General features: G+C 31.1%; 25 protein-coding genes. 20 read left to right on the plus strand and 5 right to left on the minus strand.

What is annotated here, in order from left to right; genetic code table 11:
- Positions 1 to 5 precede the first annotated feature (5 nt).
- The 5 genes from IGK82_RS14000 (at position 6) to IGK82_RS14020 (ending at position 2,951) form a co-directional block, all read left to right on the plus strand.
- Complete coding sequence (locus IGK82_RS14000; RefSeq protein WP_430605232.1) at positions 6 to 644, plus strand: SpaA isopeptide-forming pilin-related protein; 639 nt, start codon at positions 6 to 8, stop codon at positions 642 to 644.
- Positions 645 to 715: 71 nt separating this feature from the next.
- Complete coding sequence (locus IGK82_RS14005; protein ID WP_174114296.1) at positions 716 to 1,291, plus strand: WxL domain-containing protein; 576 nt, start codon at positions 716 to 718, stop codon at positions 1,289 to 1,291.
- Between the two features lie 94 nt (positions 1,292 to 1,385).
- Positions 1,386 to 1,712, plus strand: coding sequence for a hypothetical protein (locus tag IGK82_RS14010; RefSeq protein ID WP_289867717.1), 327 nt, complete (start codon positions 1,386 to 1,388; stop codon positions 1,710 to 1,712).
- Between the two features lie 22 nt (positions 1,713 to 1,734).
- Positions 1,735 to 1,941 (plus strand): hypothetical protein, encoded by a 207-nt coding sequence (locus tag IGK82_RS14015; protein WP_010818061.1) that lies wholly within the window; start codon positions 1,735 to 1,737, stop codon positions 1,939 to 1,941.
- Positions 1,938 to 2,951: a DUF916 and DUF3324 domain-containing protein gene (locus IGK82_RS14020; RefSeq protein ID WP_430605233.1), complete on the plus strand. Its 1,014-nt coding sequence runs from the start codon at positions 1,938 to 1,940 to the stop codon at positions 2,949 to 2,951. Before IGK82_RS14015 ends, IGK82_RS14020 begins: the two co-directional genes overlap by 4 nt.
- Positions 2,952 to 3,131: 180 nt before the next feature.
- Here IGK82_RS14020 and IGK82_RS14025 read toward each other — a convergent pair whose 3' ends face one another.
- Both IGK82_RS14025 and IGK82_RS14030 read right to left on the minus strand, forming a co-directional pair.
- The gene (locus tag IGK82_RS14025; protein WP_430605234.1) at positions 3,132 to 3,803 is read right to left on the minus strand and encodes a CPBP family intramembrane glutamic endopeptidase; all 672 of its coding nucleotides are present in this window, start codon (positions 3,801 to 3,803) and stop codon (positions 3,132 to 3,134) included.
- Positions 3,804 to 3,838: 35 nt separating this feature from the next.
- The gene (locus tag IGK82_RS14030; RefSeq protein ID WP_430605235.1) at positions 3,839 to 4,156 is read right to left on the minus strand and encodes a heavy metal-binding domain-containing protein; all 318 of its coding nucleotides are present in this window, start codon (positions 4,154 to 4,156) and stop codon (positions 3,839 to 3,841) included.
- Between the two features lie 614 nt (positions 4,157 to 4,770).
- Between IGK82_RS14030 and IGK82_RS14035 the strand changes: the two genes are divergently transcribed.
- Complete coding sequence (locus tag IGK82_RS14035) at positions 4,771 to 4,971, plus strand: hypothetical protein (RefSeq protein ID WP_229207339.1); 201 nt, start codon at positions 4,771 to 4,773, stop codon at positions 4,969 to 4,971.
- A gap of 22 nt (positions 4,972 to 4,993) precedes the next feature.
- On the opposite strand, the gene yajC is transcribed toward IGK82_RS14035, so the two are convergent.
- Complete coding sequence (gene yajC / locus IGK82_RS14040; RefSeq protein ID WP_010709165.1) at positions 4,994 to 5,233, minus strand: preprotein translocase subunit YajC; 240 nt, start codon at positions 5,231 to 5,233, stop codon at positions 4,994 to 4,996.
- Positions 5,234 to 5,494: 261 nt separating this feature from the next.
- On the opposite strand from yajC, the gene IGK82_RS14045 reads away from it, so the two are divergent.
- The 12 genes from IGK82_RS14045 (at position 5,495) to IGK82_RS14100 (ending at position 12,132) form a co-directional block, all read left to right on the plus strand.
- Positions 5,495 to 5,710 carry a leucocin A/sakacin P family class II bacteriocin gene (locus tag IGK82_RS14045; protein ID WP_430605236.1) on the plus strand — a complete coding sequence of 72 codons (216 nt, stop codon included), beginning with the start codon at positions 5,495 to 5,497 and terminating at the stop codon, positions 5,708 to 5,710.
- Positions 5,711 to 6,052, plus strand: coding sequence for a bacteriocin immunity protein (locus IGK82_RS14050; protein WP_010709167.1), 342 nt, complete (start codon positions 5,711 to 5,713; stop codon positions 6,050 to 6,052).
- A 108-nt stretch (positions 6,053 to 6,160) separates the two neighbouring features.
- Positions 6,161 to 6,964: a CPBP family intramembrane glutamic endopeptidase gene (locus tag IGK82_RS14055; RefSeq protein ID WP_010709168.1), complete on the plus strand. Its 804-nt coding sequence runs from the start codon at positions 6,161 to 6,163 to the stop codon at positions 6,962 to 6,964.
- 113 nt (positions 6,965 to 7,077) lie between these two features.
- Positions 7,078 to 7,362, plus strand: a complete 285-nt coding sequence (locus IGK82_RS14060) for a bacteriocin immunity protein (protein WP_010709169.1) — start codon at positions 7,078 to 7,080, stop codon at positions 7,360 to 7,362.
- A 24-nt stretch (positions 7,363 to 7,386) separates the two neighbouring features.
- Entirely contained in the window at positions 7,387 to 7,578 is a 192-nt protein-coding gene (locus IGK82_RS14065) for a hypothetical protein (RefSeq protein ID WP_010709170.1), read from the plus strand.
- A 541-nt stretch (positions 7,579 to 8,119) separates the two neighbouring features.
- Positions 8,120 to 8,638, plus strand: coding sequence for a hypothetical protein (locus IGK82_RS14070; protein ID WP_010785310.1), 519 nt, complete (start codon positions 8,120 to 8,122; stop codon positions 8,636 to 8,638).
- Positions 8,586 to 8,795, plus strand: coding sequence for a hypothetical protein (locus tag IGK82_RS14075; RefSeq protein WP_033623988.1), 210 nt, complete (start codon positions 8,586 to 8,588; stop codon positions 8,793 to 8,795). Before IGK82_RS14070 ends, IGK82_RS14075 begins: the two co-directional genes overlap by 53 nt.
- Positions 8,796 to 8,881: 86 nt before the next feature.
- A complete protein-coding gene (locus IGK82_RS14080) occupies positions 8,882 to 8,968 on the plus strand; it encodes a type I toxin-antitoxin system Fst family toxin (RefSeq protein WP_107196942.1) in 87 nt (28 codons plus the stop codon).
- Positions 8,969 to 9,218: 250 nt separating this feature from the next.
- Positions 9,219 to 9,509, plus strand: coding sequence for a hypothetical protein (locus IGK82_RS14085; protein ID WP_010709172.1), 291 nt, complete (start codon positions 9,219 to 9,221; stop codon positions 9,507 to 9,509).
- A 224-nt stretch (positions 9,510 to 9,733) separates the two neighbouring features.
- Positions 9,734 to 10,516 (plus strand): ParA family protein, encoded by a 783-nt coding sequence (locus IGK82_RS14090; RefSeq protein ID WP_010709173.1) that lies wholly within the window; start codon positions 9,734 to 9,736, stop codon positions 10,514 to 10,516.
- Complete coding sequence (locus tag IGK82_RS14095; RefSeq protein ID WP_010709174.1) at positions 10,509 to 10,865, plus strand: hypothetical protein; 357 nt, start codon at positions 10,509 to 10,511, stop codon at positions 10,863 to 10,865. The genes IGK82_RS14090 and IGK82_RS14095 overlap by 8 nt, the downstream gene beginning before the upstream one ends.
- 259 nt (positions 10,866 to 11,124) lie before the next feature.
- Complete coding sequence (locus IGK82_RS14100; RefSeq protein WP_430605237.1) at positions 11,125 to 12,132, plus strand: replication initiator protein A; 1,008 nt, start codon at positions 11,125 to 11,127, stop codon at positions 12,130 to 12,132.
- A 151-nt stretch (positions 12,133 to 12,283) separates the two neighbouring features.
- On the opposite strand, the gene IGK82_RS14105 is transcribed toward IGK82_RS14100, so the two are convergent.
- On the minus strand, positions 12,284 to 12,964 hold the full coding sequence (locus IGK82_RS14105) for an IS6-like element IS1216 family transposase (protein ID WP_162499934.1): 681 nt from the start codon (positions 12,962 to 12,964) through the stop codon (positions 12,284 to 12,286).
- A gap of 37 nt (positions 12,965 to 13,001) precedes the next feature.
- Positions 13,002 to 13,127, minus strand: coding sequence for a cysteine peptidase family C39 domain-containing protein (locus tag IGK82_RS14110; RefSeq protein ID WP_379898833.1), 126 nt, complete (start codon positions 13,125 to 13,127; stop codon positions 13,002 to 13,004).
- A 160-nt stretch (positions 13,128 to 13,287) separates the two neighbouring features.
- Here IGK82_RS14110 and IGK82_RS14115 point away from each other — a divergent pair, with 160 nt between their 5' ends.
- Positions 13,288 to 13,488: an enterocin 1071A family bacteriocin gene (locus tag IGK82_RS14115; RefSeq protein ID WP_002402451.1), complete on the plus strand. Its 201-nt coding sequence runs from the start codon at positions 13,288 to 13,290 to the stop codon at positions 13,486 to 13,488.
- A 21-nt stretch (positions 13,489 to 13,509) separates the two neighbouring features.
- Entirely contained in the window at positions 13,510 to 13,833 is a 324-nt protein-coding gene (locus IGK82_RS14120; RefSeq protein ID WP_002402450.1) for a hypothetical protein, read from the plus strand.
- Positions 13,834 to 14,465 lie beyond the last annotated feature (632 nt).

The raw sequence follows: 14,465 nt of genomic DNA on the forward strand, positions 1-14,465 counted from the left end.
AAGCGATGAAAAAAATCTATCAATGGTTGTTAATGGGTGGCTTAATGGTTTTGACTTTTTGTTTAGGCATTACTACTTATGCAGAGTCTAAAACGAGTCATGCTGGAATTACCTTTACTGGTGATGGTTCGATTGAAGTCTCTGTAACTTTGCAAAAAAAGGATAAAGAAACAAAAGAAGTATTATCAGATGCGACGTTTGAACTACGAGATGAAAAAGGAACAGTAGTAGAAGTAGCTCAATCGATGACGACAGATGGAAAAGGAGAAATACACCTTACCCGATTGTTTCCAGGAAAATATATGTTTGTGGAAACAAAAAGTCCAAAGGGGTATCAACTAGATCAAACCCCAATCTCATTTGAAGTGGGATTTGATCAAACTTCTGTAAAGGTTACAGCTTATAATGAAAAAAGTAAAAAAACAGGTGGCACAACGCAATCAACAACACCTGTAGAGAGTACGAACAAAAATCAAAGTACAAGCAGTAAAAAGCCTGTAGCTCAAAAACAAGAAGTCGCTAAGAAAGCAAAAGGAAACCTACCAAAAACAGGTGTCAAAATGTCATCCGTTTGGATGATTCTAGGTATCCTTATTTTGGCAAGTACTATTTATGGGATGTATCGGAAATATATAACAAAGTAGCTAAACAAGTGGAATGAACAAATCTTAGATTTTGTTTATATAAATATTTTTTAGAAAGAAGGAGAAAATTTATGAAATCAATGAAATTGACTAGTGCATTAACAGTGGCTATGATTGCAGGAGGGATTGGATTCTCTTCAATTTCTGCAGATGCAGCACCACAAAACCAAAATTCTACAGGGAAAGTAACTTTTACTGCAGGAGACTTAACTTTGGATCAAGTGCCTGATTTTAATTTTGGGGCACAAGAAATAAAAGCTACAACGGAAACTTATGGTGCGCAAGACGAAAGTAAAGTACAAGTAACTGATTTACGAGGTTCTTCAGCTGGATGGAATTTAACAGTAACAGCAGGGAAATTAAAAACAGCTAGTATGAAAGAATTAGTAGGTGCACAAGTAACATTACATTCAGGGCAAGCTAATAATGATAACGGTGAGACAGTGACTGTAACAGATGGTATTTTAACACCAGATTCGGCAGTTAAAGTATTAGATGCAGCCAATGGTCAAGGAAACGGTGTATCAACTGGAACATGGGCAGCAAACACAGGAGTAACGTTAGAAGTTCCTGGGACATCTGCAAAATCAGCAGAACAATATACTGCCGATTTAACTTGGACATTAACGGATGCGCCAGCACCATAAATAATAAAAAAAAGTGGGAAGCGATTTGCTTCCCTTTTTTCAAAGGAAAATGGGTGTATTTAGCAGAGAAAAGCAAGTAAACGGAGTAAAGAATATGTATGAAACACGAAACATAGGTGATGAAAAAGTTCTTCAGGATAAGAACAAAATTAAAGCGACACGAATAGAATTATTACGTTTGATGGCATTAGATGATGAATGGCATAGAGATGAAACCAGTGAATTATATAAGAAAATTATGGCGTGTAGTGAAGAATTACGACGATTAACTTCTGATAAGCGAAAAATTCGTAGAATGAGCCAAGAAGAATATATGCGTTTACGAGCATTGGAGTATACACTCCATGAGATTGCGGATTATTATGGTGTCTCTGTATCTTATTTAAATAAATGGCGTCAAAACAAAGGGATAATCGTATAACTAATGAAAGAAGGGATGAACTGTGAAAAAAAGATGGCAACAAGTACAATCAATTATTCTTTCCTATCTTGCAACAATTATAGGATTACCTGTAATCTATTCTTTGGACCAACAACTGCCTATATTTAGTGGTTTTACAGATACTTGGTGGCAAACAATTGTTTATACATTACCCATGATTTTAGTAGTTGGACTAATTAAAATGATTAGAAAGGATGAAAGAGTATGAAACAAATAGCAGTATACATAGGAGTAGGAATCATTTCGCTACTCAGTTTAATAGGTTTTTCCCTTACGGGAGTAGCGACAGAAAATCAAGCAGATTTTTCAGTGAATGCAGAACAATCTGCGTATCAAGTGGATAAAAGCAAAACATATTTTGATTTGTCGTTACCTGTGAATGAATCTGTCCCTTTGGTTATACATGTAACAAACAATTCGGAGGAAGCAATTGAAGTGGCAGGGGAATTGAGTCCAGCAACCACCAATATTAATGGTGTAGTGGAATATGGCAAGACTCAAAATCAACTTACTTCGAGTGTCCCTTTTGATATTACGAAAGTTGCTTCTTTTGAAAAAGAAAAGCAGACAATTGCCCCTAAACAGACGGTAGATTTTGTAGTAAATGTTTCTGTTCCGACTAAAGATTATGCAGGCATTGTGGCGGGAGGAATTACTCTTCGGGATGTTACAGAAGAAAAGACTTCAGATGAAACAAAAGGGATGTTTAAAAATAAATTTGCCTATGCTATTGCGTTACTTGTCCATGGAGATAAAACACCTGTAGAAAATGCCGTTACGTTAAAAGAAGTAACCCCTACACAGGTAAATAGTCGGAATGTAGTTAGTGCAGCAATTGAAAATAAAACTGCAAACTATATTAATAAAGTATCGATTGAAGCAAGTGTAACAGATGCCAGTGAAAAAGAAGTGTTAAGTGAAAAGAAAGAAGACATGCAAATAGCGCCTAGTAGTCTGTTTCAGTTTCCCATTTATTATGAAAAACAAGCAATGAAGGCAGGAAAGTATACGTTAAAAATGACCGTAAGGTCAGAAAAGCAAGAATGGCAATTAAAAGAATCATTTACAATTACAGAAGAAAAAGCTACTGCATTGAATAAAACAGATGTTTCAGAGAAAGAGGAAAGCAGAAACGTTCAGTGGTTAGTACTTGGTTTAGTAGGAATTATTTTCTTACTGTTGATTATTCTTATAGTTGTATCGAAAAAGAAGCGATAAGTAATTTTTAATGATTCGTTGGAGAATTCAGTGTATATTCTAAAGTTTCGTAAATATATTATTAAATGTTTAGCTAAATAGGCCACCATTCCTATTTATACAAGAATGGTGGCCTATTTTATTATAGCTATTTATTAGTAAGTATTACATATTTTCAAAACTTGTTAATCTTCTGTTATCTTATTTTATAAGACCATAAGCTATAGCAAGTGCAGGGAATAAGTTGTTTAAAAAGTGTATGGATATGCTTACTCTTAATTCTTTTGTTTTGTAGTAAGAAACTGAGAGGATAATCCCCATGAAGAAATACATTCCAAAGCTGATAAAATTTGTAGGGCCATGAATAATCCCAAATAAAAAAGAACTGATTAATATTGCTAATAGGGCATTATTTTCTACAAGATACCCTATGATACCTCCTCTAAATACAATTTCTTCCATAATTGGTGCAGCAATTCCTAACAATAAAACCACTAAAACAGGAGATACTCCACTAAATAATTTAATAAGAGTCGAATCATTTGCTGTAGTTGTGTGTCCTTGCATATTTAATAACAATGTTCCACCAATAGCTATGCCTCGATCTATTAATGTTGCTACTAAAATAATCAAAATATTTTTTTTAGTAAGAAATGGATGATTTGTTTTTATAATGTTCATTCTTTTAGCTAAGTAGATTAAAAAAAGAATATTAATAACAACAAGTATGACTGTAACAAGTGTCGAGGAAATATTTAAGTTTTTTTCTCCTGCATCTAAAGATGATTGTTTTATTACTCCAAAAGCAGTGATTCCAATTTGACTAATTATAAATAATATGAAAATTGAAAATATTCTTTTTGCATAGTTCATATAATCACTCCTATTAAAACCAATGTTCGTTTTTTCTATTGATTCTTAAATTTAACAGCTGTACCATATGCTACAACTGACTGCATGTCATTACTAATAGATCCAGAGTCGAAACGCATAGCAATAATAGCGTCGGCCCCAATATTTTTTTCTTCTTCTTTTAAACGGTCCATTGCTATTTTTCGTGCTTCTTGTTGCATTTCTGTATACGCTTTGATTTCTCCGCCCACTAAATTTTTTAATCCTGCGCCAATATTTTTTACAATATTTTTAGAATGTGTTGTTACACCAAATACTACATCAAGTGTTTCGTATTCTACACCATATAATTTTTCTGAAGTTGTTATGAGCATATTAAAAAACCTCTTTCAAAATTTTATATTATAAATATAGCATATGAAAGAGAGGAAAAAAACTTACAATATTGTTATTTTATAACTTAAAGTAACTGACTAAAATTGATTAGATATAATAAATATTGATCTTATCAATAAATATAACTGTTGTTTTTTTATAGAAGAGAATTAATATAGGCATTCTAAGGATATGAAAAGTATTTAAATTTATTGAATTTCTGATAAAATAAATTTTGGTAATAACCACTTTGCCAATAGTAGTAGTGTCATGAATTTAACCCTCGATTTTAAGTGGTTATTGCCTTTATTCTTATAGAGTGAAATTTTTTATAACTTCTTTATTTTTTTAGCCATTGATAAATTCCTACCAAGATAGAGGCTACATAAAAAAGGCAAATACTTAAAAAGAGTATATTCATGATTTCCTCTTAGTTAAATAAAAGTCATGAATGAGTGTACCAAGATTTTTTAGAGAAGTTAAGATTGAAATGGGAAAGTAAATACGATAAAATTTTTATAGACTGTTACGTTGAAATTGTTCTTCAGAAACTATTTCTTCCATACCACCTACTAGCTAGGTGGTTTTAATCATTATTTTCGGAGGTTATGTTTTGGCCAAAAAAAGTAAAGATTTAATAGATATCGGATCCTTTGTGCATTGTCAATCTGTCATGGGACAAACGCTCAAAGGAAAAATTGAAGTGATAAATCAATATACAGTGATTGTTTTTGATGGAGAATTTCGTCATGTGGTCACGAAAAAACAGTTGAAAGAATTAGGCTATTCTTTGCCAAATAAAAGAAAAAAATAAGCAGAGAGGGATTCCTTTCTGCTTATTTTTTCGCTCGTATAGATTGTTGATCAAAGTCGAAAAACGCTCCTTCACAGTCGAGAGTTACCTTCTTTTTATCTGAAGATATTTCAGAAATTACTCCATGTAACCCTCCAATAGTCACAACAGCGTCTCCTGGTTGTAAATTGTTTAAAAAATCTTGTCGTTCTTTTTGTTGCTTTTTTTGTGTACGAAACAGATAAAAATACATAGCAACAATAACTAGCAGCATGATAAGCATCGGTTTCATTTCTCCTTGTTAATTTGAAAAATTTATATATAGACATCAAGGTTATTTTATAAAAAGAAAGTATTGATGGCAATATTTGTTTCGAATGAAATGGTACAATAATCAGGTAAAAACAATTGAAATTGATGGATACCAACTTGCAAAAATGTTAGGGAAATTCCTTTGTTTTAACATTTACAAAACTATACCAATAGTTCTATAATTTCTATATAGAAGACGTTTTCTAATTTTTATTTTTCGAGGTGAACATTCATGAAAAAGAAATTAGTTAAAGGCTTAGTTATTTGTGGGATGATTGGGATTGGTTTTACAGAATCAGGAACAAATGTAGAAGCTGCTACGTATTACGGAAATGGTGTGTATTGTAATAAGCAAAAATGTTGGGTAAATTGGGGACAAGCTTGGTCAGAAGGAGTTAAACGTTGGGGAGATAATTTGTTTGGTAGTTTTAGTGGAGGAAGGATTTAAATGATTGATATTGAGGAAACAAAAAAAATAATTCATGAACTATATAATAGTTTAATGAAGCGTGATAAGACCAAAGCTATATTAGATATTACAGATGTTTTACTGCAAGTCTATAAAAAAATAGATAGTGAAAAATATCCAGAAATATTAATAAATAAAATGGTGAATTATATCTATATTGTTGGATTTGACAATAAAATTCATTTTTTAGGAAATGATGAAAAGTTATTAATTGAATTGGGAGATATATCTAAAAAGGCTGGAATTAATAGTAAATATAAAGCTAATTTCACAGACAAGTCTCAATTCTATAGTTATTCTGAAAAAGTACCTATTAGGTAGTAATGGTTCTGCGTTCAACCAAATAATTACAAAATCTTGTTGTCCTAGACAACTTTGTAGTTATTTACTCTGATATTGGAATTTAGTTGTGGATGAAAATTTATAGGTATGCAAATTTTTTTACAAAGGTATGATAATAAAGAGATGAAGAAATCGATATTTTTTAAAATTATTATGGTAGTAGTTATATATGTAGTTTTTTTAATTAGTAATATAGGTATAGAATATATACCTATAGAAGATCCGTCTATTTTAAAATCCGTTTTACAATTTGGTTTTAACTGTATTTTAGCGTGGATTTCATATTTATTAGTAAGAACGTTTAAGTTAACTAATGATAGATTGTTAACTAGTAAAATTACAAATATCTGGCTAGCGATATTAGGAATAATTCTAGTGCTGTTTTTATTGATAGTAATAAATATTCCAAAAAATACTGAAGATATCTTCAGTGGAGGACTAAATTTATTAGTAAATTCTTTTTTTGTAGCTATTGCAGCAGCTGTATTTGAAGAATTTTTAGTTAGATTATTAGCATTTTCATCATTTTTAGAAATATTTAAAAAAAATAAGTATTCTTTAGTTTTTGCTTCAATAGCGTCTTCCTTTTTATTTGGAGTATTGCACATTTCTAATTTAACAACGCAATCTTTTGAAGCAACCATGCAGCAAATTTTTTATGCAACAGTTTTAGGCTTATGCTTCTCTGTAATCCGAATTCGATTTAATGGATTAAAATATGTTATTTTCTTGCATTTTTTAATCGATTTTCAGCCAACAATAATTGACAAAGGAACTGCGGCATCGTCTTGGGAACAAATATTTTTAGTATTTATACCAATTGCGATTGTGTCTATTATTTGCTTAATTCAATTAAATAAAGATAATAAGAATTTGAATTATTTGTTTTAAAAAGGACAAAGTTGTATAAAAGATAGGAAAAGCTGAAAGCTTCAAGGGAAATTGAAAAAATGGTTGGGTGTAGCATGAGCCCTAGGCTCCTAGATAGGAAGGATTAGTTTAAAATGGATAAACAACAAGAATTACTAGATTTACTTAGTAAAGCGTATAATGATCCTAAAATAAATGAATATGAGGGGTTAAAAGATAAGTTATTTGAATGTGCCAAAAGATTGACAACTAATGAAACAAATATCGGTGAAGTCTGTTATAAATTAAGTACAATTAATAGTGAGTATTTAGCAAGATATCATTATGAAATGCCTAAATCAATTATTGAATTGCAAAAATTTGTGACTAAAGAGGGCCAAAAATATAGAGGCTGGGCGTCTATCGGTATTTGGAGTTAAACAATCGTTTTTTTAGGAGAGTTTATGGACATCAAGAAAAAAGAAGCGTTGGAAAAGATTATTCAATTAACAAATAATGCATTAGCGAATCCACAGATTTATTCAGATAAAAACTTAAATAATCTTTTATTAAGAATAAGAAAAGAAGCTCTATCAGGAGAAGTATTCTATGATTTAAAAAAGAATTACAACCAACAATTAGTGGATTTACGTTAAGAAATAATTTCCAAACGCCTAGTGAACTGTTAGAATTATTAACTTTGATACAAACACCTAAAGGATGGTCAGGATTTTAATTAATTATAAGCTAGCATGTATTACACAAAAACTCACTGTTGATTAGAGCAGTGAGTTTTTTAGTTGTTTTTTGACTAGAATCTTAAAATATAGGTTGAATTTAACTATACGGTTAATTTGAGAGAGCAATTCTAAGCCATTTTCACAAATATTGATTGGTAGTTATGCAATGAAGATGTTTTAACGTTCGCTTTTACATGATTAAATGGTGATCTACAGGTGGAAATAATAAAAAAATTTCTATTTAAATACGAATGATTTTTTATACCAGGAACATGGCCAAATCAGAAAAAGCGAATAATTAGTTTCAATTTGCTCAACTGGCCTTCGACGTTTTAGTTTGGTACCCCTCTCTTCGTTCAGTCCAACCAAACTAAAAGTTTTCAGGTATACAATAAATCTAGCACTTGATTATAAGAACGTTTGTTCGTATAATGTTCAAGTAAGGAGAGTGTTCAAAATGGTAAGAATAACGAAAAAAGAATTCAAACCATACAATGATTACGTCGATAGACCCTTTGAATTGAAGTGGCCAACAGCCTTTCCTTTAGGGGAATTACAAGCAGCAATCAAAGAGACGAATGATTATCATTCAAGAGAAATTGAACGTTTACCCCAGCAGTCACAGGGTCAAATAGAACACTTGCTAAGTCGTTCAATCAAACAGAATAAGGTTCTAGAAATTCAGCTTAATTCCTTAGATGAATATGAGCGTGTAAAACCTTCTATACGTGGTGTATTTCGTGGCATGGCTGAATTCGATGTCGTTCTCATTGGAGATCAGCAAATCGATTTTTACGACATTAGGCATATACAAATACATGATTTTTATAAATGGTCGGAAAACGAACCCGAAAAACCGATAGACAATCCTTTTTCAGAAGTAGAGTTTACTGGATTAACAGAAGAAGAAAACAGCGCCATCGATGCTTTTATTGATGAATACTACAGTGACGGAGATTTTTATGAAGACGTATGATTATCAAGGATCAGTGATCAAAGAAGATAACAAAATAGCTAGTATTGCTTATGTCCAATGTGTGTGTGGCTGTTTGGCAAGCAGAGTGTCGAGTAATTCTGATAAGTATAAATGTTCCTGGTGTAAGCGGACGTACACTCTTAGGTCAGTTAAATAAATTACTGAAGATTTAACTACTGTGCAGGTGGAGTTAAAAGTTATGCTATACTTATTGAGGCAACTGCCCCGTGAGGGGGTGTTTTCATGTTCGAGAAATTAATTTCGCTGGTTATCGCCCCACTTTTAGTGGGTCTTGTACTCTTACTTGTTGATCGATGGTTAGACGATTAGTAGATAACCAAAGCAGTTGCTTCTAATCCCAACGCTGAGTCGCAACAGCGCAAAAAAATCCCTCCTATTGCACTAGGAGGGATTTTTGGTGTTTCATGTTCGATTAATTTCGCTTCGCACCTATAGTATAACATATTATTTAAGGAGGTCAAACCAAAAAGAAGCTGGAATGTCCTTACCTTATTGCTTAGAGTTTGATAAAATATTACTGCAAACGCATTAATAAAATGAGAAAGGAAAATTACCCACCATGCCTAGAAAAACCTTTGTGTATCCACACCCTATCAACACATACATTATCAAGCAACTAGGGATTACTGTTGAAGAATTTTGTGAATTACACGCTTTCTCTCAAGGAACTGTTTCTTCTTGGATTACTCGCAACAAAAAAATTGAAACTCTTCCTATCTCATTTATTTATTCTCTTTCTTTATCAGCCAGCAAGACTATGGATCAGGTCTATTCAGACCTTCTAAAACTGCAAGACGATTATTTGCTACACTTAGAACGTCACAGACGTACTAAAAAAATTATTGAATAACACTCCTTTACAATAAATTATTTTTTACTATTTTAGGGGTCACTGGAACATCCGTACATTAAAATAATATTGTGTCATTACAATATAACGATACTACAATATTGTAAAATCATGAATACACGCCCACACAATATTGTAATATTAAAAATTTATGCTATTATAATATTGAAATATCACAATATCGTGATATAATAATAGCATAACATTACAAGGAGGACATTATTATGGCACGAATAATTTCAGTCGCAAACCAAAAAGGCGGTGTTTCAAAGACAACGACTAGCATTAACCTTGGAGCGGCATTACATTTTACTTTTAACAAAAGAGTTCTTGTAATTGACATGGACCCACAAGGAAATGCTACTGATAATTTTGGATTTGATATTGATGGTACGAATATTCCAACAATTTATGAAGTATTAAAAGATGAAGCTTCGATTACTGAATCTATTTTAAATTACAAAGGAATCGAGGTAATACCTGCTGATATTGCTCTTTCTTCAGCAGAGCGTGAATTTACTCAAGTTGGTAGTGAACATAGACTTAAAAGAGTTCTTCAACCAATTGAAGAAAACTATGATTATATTATTATTGATTGCCCTCCTAGCTTGGGTATATTAACAGTAAATGCGTTTACTGTCTCTGATGAAATTATTATTCCTGTAGAAGCGGCATATTTTTCACTAAAAGGATTAGTTAAATTGAATGAAACAATCGAGACTGTTAAAGAATACACCAATGAGAACTTAATCATACGAGGAGTTCTTTTCACAAAATATAATGAAAGATTTAATATTTCAAAAGAAATGAATAAAACAGCAAATCAAATTTCCGACGCGCTTCACGTAAACATTTTTGATACTTACATTAGACGTACTATCACTGTTGATGAAGCTCAAGCAGCAGGTTCTGACTTAATCAGCTTTAATAAGACTTCAACTGCTGAAGACGATTATATCCAGTTTACAAAAGAATTTTTAGAGAAAGTTGGAGATTTAAATGAGTAATAATAGAGGGAAATCAGCTGCTGAACGTCTTCTTGGTGCAGGAAAAGAAGATTCAAATTTATCTACCTCAACTACTTCTAATAATAAAGAACTAAAAACTACACAAGAAAACATTGTCCTAAATAAAAAAAATATTGAAAAATTAATTAAACAACAAGGTAACAGTAAAAGAAGTGCTGATAGTATTCGAATTAATCCAATACTTGCAAATGCATTAAAATACTGGACTTCAATTGCTGAACCAGAAAAAAGTAAACCTGACGTTATTGAAGAAACACTTTTGAAAGCTATTCCTGAAGAATATCTAATACAAGGATATACAATGGCAAAAAAACAAAATAAAATTTGATAATATTGTGATTCTACGATATTACAGTATTAAACATCAACAATATTATAATATTGTTGATGTTTTTTGTTTACAAACGTTGTTATATCAACAATCAATATAGTAAGATTGCAATATTAATATATCGTAATATCACAATCTTACTATATTGTGATATTACGATATATTAGATGTGTTGTAAAATACTGATATATCAGCATTTGCAAGGGAAATAAAAGTAGGTTAAACTATAAATTAATAAAAACAAAGAGGTAAAGTTATGAACGATTTTCAATTTTATAAATCTAAAGAAATTTATAGAGAAAAATACTATCAGATGCCAAAAGTCTTTTTCACAAATGAACTCTATAAATCTTTATCCAATGATGCAAAAATTGCATACATGCTTTTAAAAGATCGGTTTGATAGTTCCGTTAAAAACAATTGGGTAGATAATGAAGACAATATTTATTTTATCTATACAGTTGCCGAATTAATGACACTGCTAAATTGCAGAGAAGGAAAAGTTTCAAAAATAAAAAAAGAACTGGAAGCAGTTAATCTTCTTAAACAAAAAAAAGGGAGAGTAAAGAAAATTAATGGAAAAATAGAAACTACACCTAACCTTCTATATCTAGGAAAACCTATCGTTACTTCCGAAGATGTTTTCAAAATTAATGAAGAACAAAACAATGTTAATCCTGTAATTGCGAAAATCGCAAATACAGAAAAAGTCAATGATATCAACGAAAATCCTGTAATTGCGAAAATCGCAAATACAGAAAAAGTCAATAATATCAAGGATAATTCTGTAATTGCGAAAATCGCAGACAATCTATTCTATACTTCTTATTTAGATACATTAGATACATTAGATACTAAAAAAGAAGAACTGCAACAACAATTATTGCTCGATCAGTTTCCAGAAGTTCAAGAGAACACCTTTCTTAACAAAGATAGCTTAAAAATTATTGCTGCGTTCTCTAATACTATTCAAGAAGCTCATGAAAAAGTTGGCACAATTATTCGAGCTAAAACTAAAGCTGAAAAAGACTATAACGTTGTTTTGATTGGAGAAGATTATCAAGAAGAAATTGACAAATGTTTACGAAGAGTGATGCATAAAATTAAAACCGATTCTACTGTTACAAGTCCTAAAGGGCTATTTTATAAGTCTTTTTACAATTTATTCGTTGAATGTACAATTGAGAAAAAGAACCTGTTAAATCAAAATAAAATTGAAAATAGACCACAAATAGCTACACACAATTGGGTTGAAAAACAATAAAAAACTCAGCAAATTCCCTAACGTGTGCAGCTATCAGAGATAATTTTACTGAGTTTTTTTATTAATCTAATGTTTTCATTGCAAACTTAGGATAATCGGTTCTGTTGCAAAGTTTTAAATAAAGAATAAAATCCCTTACGGTATCTATGATTTAAGCTGGGATTCCCAATAATACCTTGATTTCAGTACAGACCGAAAACCCGAAGAGAGTGCCTTCTTTTCGGGTTTTCTTATATAATCCTCGAATGGCTTCCATGCCTTTAATCGTGGTAGAGGCAGTGCGTAAACTTTGATAGAATTTATTGCGTCTCTTTACTGAACGATGGTCTTGTTCAATCAAATTATTCAGGTATTTAATGGTACGATGTTCTGTCCCTTGATAAAAGCCGTATTCTTTTAGTTTCTTAAAGGCACTTGTAATAGAGGGGGCTTTATCTGTGACTACAACCTTCGGTTCATCAAACTGCTTCACTAACCGCTTAAGAAAAGCATAGGCTGCTTGTGTGTCCCGTTTTTTACGTAACCAAATATCCAAGGTTAAACCATCTGCATCGATGGCTCGATACAAATAATGCCATTTTCCTTTAATTTTGATGTACGTTTCATCCATTTTCCATGAATAAAAGGATTTTTTATTTTTCTTTTTCCAAATTTGATAGAGTAGTTTGCCATATTCTTGCACCCAACGATAAATCGTCGTATGAGAAACGTTAATGCCACGATCATATAAGATTTCTTGAACTTCACGATAGCTAAGGTTATAACGAAGATAGTAGCCCACGGCTACAATAATCACATCCTGCTGAAATTGCTTTCCTTTAAAATGACTCATCGTCATTCCTCCTGCTATCTTTTTCTATTATTCTACCTTATCTGATAGTAGATTTAAAACTTTGCAACAGAACCGGAATTTCAGTTTTGTAGTGTTTTAGAATCATAGCAACACAAGCAACACCACAATCTTTTTCGTCTTGTTGGTAGATAATTTTTTTCATATTTTCCTCTCATTTATTTTACTTATTATTTTACTATATTGAGATAATTTTGATAACTTTTTTCATAAAAAAATATTGACAGAATATTTAGACTTTGGTTTAATAAAAGCGGAAAGAAAACGTTTTCTTAAAAAGTTTGAATAGCTAGGAGGGACTTTTTATGAAAAAATATAAAGTGTTAACTGAAAAAGAAATGAAACAAACTGTTGGTGGGGGTTGGGCTGATTTTTTAGGAGGTCTTTTAGGCGGATTAGCTCCAACACGTACTGCTGAGCAATTGAATGGTTCAGATTATGCAAGATTTAAAGCTCGTAACTGTGGACCTTATGGTCAAGGCGGGACCCCTAATTCATGTAATTGATAGAAAGTAGATGGTTATTGTATGAAAACTTTATATAAGAAAAAAATAGCTGAAGTTTGGGAAATTAGTAAGACGAACAAACAGCCAGAATGGGTTAAACAAGCTTTTGCTAAAAATTATTTAAGATGGTCTTCTGATAACAAATTAATCATTTTAATGAGTGCGTTAGAGCCTTCGGTAACCACTAATATAAAGTTTGGAATGGTTGGTTCCGTTGGTGGAGGGTTTGCTGGATATGCAATGTATTCTGTAGGTGATATAGGTGATTATTTAGACGTTACTAATCACAAATTAGTTTCTAAAAAAAGTTTTAACAAACATTATTTAATACAAAATCAAGACTAGTCTTATTATATAAGGTTTCATCAATGAATAAAAGTGTATTACCGCAATACACTTTTATTATTTTAAGGAGATAAGCTATGAATATGTTGATGAACATGCTAATTTTTTTTAATTTTGTAACTTTTTTGTATATTTTAATAGGAGTAGATATTAATTATAAACATGCTAAAAATGTGTATATTTTCTTTTTTAGTGTATTTATTCTGATGATTTGTACAATAATAGTGCCGATGAATTTAACATGGTTAACTAATTTATTGGGCTTATTAAGTATAATTGCTATTATTTGTTTATATGTAATTTTAAAAAAGAAATCCGATTTCACAAAAACAAACCAAGGAATGTTTTTATTATTTTTTGTTACACAAAGTTTGTATATCTTATTGGATTTATTTAGTTAGTAAAAAATGGAACATGAAAGTATTTGTTATGATTATTGAAAAGTTGTAAAATAATTTTTTGGAGAAATTATTATGAAGAAGAAAAGTAAATTTCGTTTTTTGATTAGTTGTGTTTTAGGCATACTTTTATTGCTTCTAGGTGGAACGATCAATCAAAAGTCTATTGATGAAAAATACAAATTGTGAGTGATAACTTCTGTTTTTATGTTATTTAACCGTCTAGTTAACATA

The organism is Enterococcus sp. AZ197, from assembly GCF_050556405.1.
GTDB lineage: Bacteria > Bacillota > Bacilli > Lactobacillales > Enterococcaceae > Enterococcus > Enterococcus faecalis.

Coding starts and splice junctions, on each gene's coding strand:
- IGK82_RS14000 (WP_430605232.1), top strand. CDS start 6: ATGAAAAAAATCTATCAATGGTTGTTAATGGGTGGCTTAATGGTTTTG.
- IGK82_RS14005 (WP_174114296.1), top strand. CDS start 716: ATGAAATCAATGAAATTGACTAGTGCATTAACAGTGGCTATGATTGCA.
- IGK82_RS14010 (WP_289867717.1), top strand. CDS start 1,386: ATGTATGAAACACGAAACATAGGTGATGAAAAAGTTCTTCAGGATAAG.
- IGK82_RS14020 (WP_430605233.1), top strand. CDS start 1,938: ATGAAACAAATAGCAGTATACATAGGAGTAGGAATCATTTCGCTACTC.
- IGK82_RS14025 (WP_430605234.1), bottom strand. CDS start 3,803: ATGAACTATGCAAAAAGAATATTTTCAATTTTCATATTATTTATAATT.
- IGK82_RS14030 (WP_430605235.1), bottom strand. CDS start 4,156: ATGCTCATAACAACTTCAGAAAAATTATATGGTGTAGAATACGAAACA.
- yajC (WP_010709165.1), bottom strand. CDS start 5,233: ATGCTTATCATGCTGCTAGTTATTGTTGCTATGTATTTTTATCTGTTT.
- IGK82_RS14045 (WP_430605236.1), top strand. CDS start 5,495: ATGAAAAAGAAATTAGTTAAAGGCTTAGTTATTTGTGGGATGATTGGG.
- IGK82_RS14050 (WP_010709167.1), top strand. CDS start 5,711: ATGATTGATATTGAGGAAACAAAAAAAATAATTCATGAACTATATAAT.
- IGK82_RS14055 (WP_010709168.1), top strand. CDS start 6,161: ATGCAAATTTTTTTACAAAGGTATGATAATAAAGAGATGAAGAAATCG.
- IGK82_RS14060 (WP_010709169.1), top strand. CDS start 7,078: ATGGATAAACAACAAGAATTACTAGATTTACTTAGTAAAGCGTATAAT.
- IGK82_RS14065 (WP_010709170.1), top strand. CDS start 7,387: ATGGACATCAAGAAAAAAGAAGCGTTGGAAAAGATTATTCAATTAACA.
- IGK82_RS14070 (WP_010785310.1), top strand. CDS start 8,120: ATGGTAAGAATAACGAAAAAAGAATTCAAACCATACAATGATTACGTC.
- IGK82_RS14075 (WP_033623988.1), top strand. CDS start 8,586: ATGCTTTTATTGATGAATACTACAGTGACGGAGATTTTTATGAAGACG.
- IGK82_RS14080 (WP_107196942.1), top strand. CDS start 8,882: ATGTTCGAGAAATTAATTTCGCTGGTTATCGCCCCACTTTTAGTGGGT.
- IGK82_RS14085 (WP_010709172.1), top strand. CDS start 9,219: ATGCCTAGAAAAACCTTTGTGTATCCACACCCTATCAACACATACATT.
- IGK82_RS14090 (WP_010709173.1), top strand. CDS start 9,734: ATGGCACGAATAATTTCAGTCGCAAACCAAAAAGGCGGTGTTTCAAAG.
- IGK82_RS14095 (WP_010709174.1), top strand. CDS start 10,509: ATGAGTAATAATAGAGGGAAATCAGCTGCTGAACGTCTTCTTGGTGCA.
- IGK82_RS14100 (WP_430605237.1), top strand. CDS start 11,125: ATGAACGATTTTCAATTTTATAAATCTAAAGAAATTTATAGAGAAAAA.
- IGK82_RS14105 (WP_162499934.1), bottom strand. CDS start 12,964: ATGAGTCATTTTAAAGGAAAGCAATTTCAGCAGGATGTGATTATTGTA.
- IGK82_RS14110 (WP_379898833.1), bottom strand. CDS start 13,127: ATGAAAAAAATTATCTACCAACAAGACGAAAAAGATTGTGGTGTTGCT.
- IGK82_RS14115 (WP_002402451.1), top strand. CDS start 13,288: ATGAAAAAATATAAAGTGTTAACTGAAAAAGAAATGAAACAAACTGTT.
- IGK82_RS14120 (WP_002402450.1), top strand. CDS start 13,510: ATGAAAACTTTATATAAGAAAAAAATAGCTGAAGTTTGGGAAATTAGT.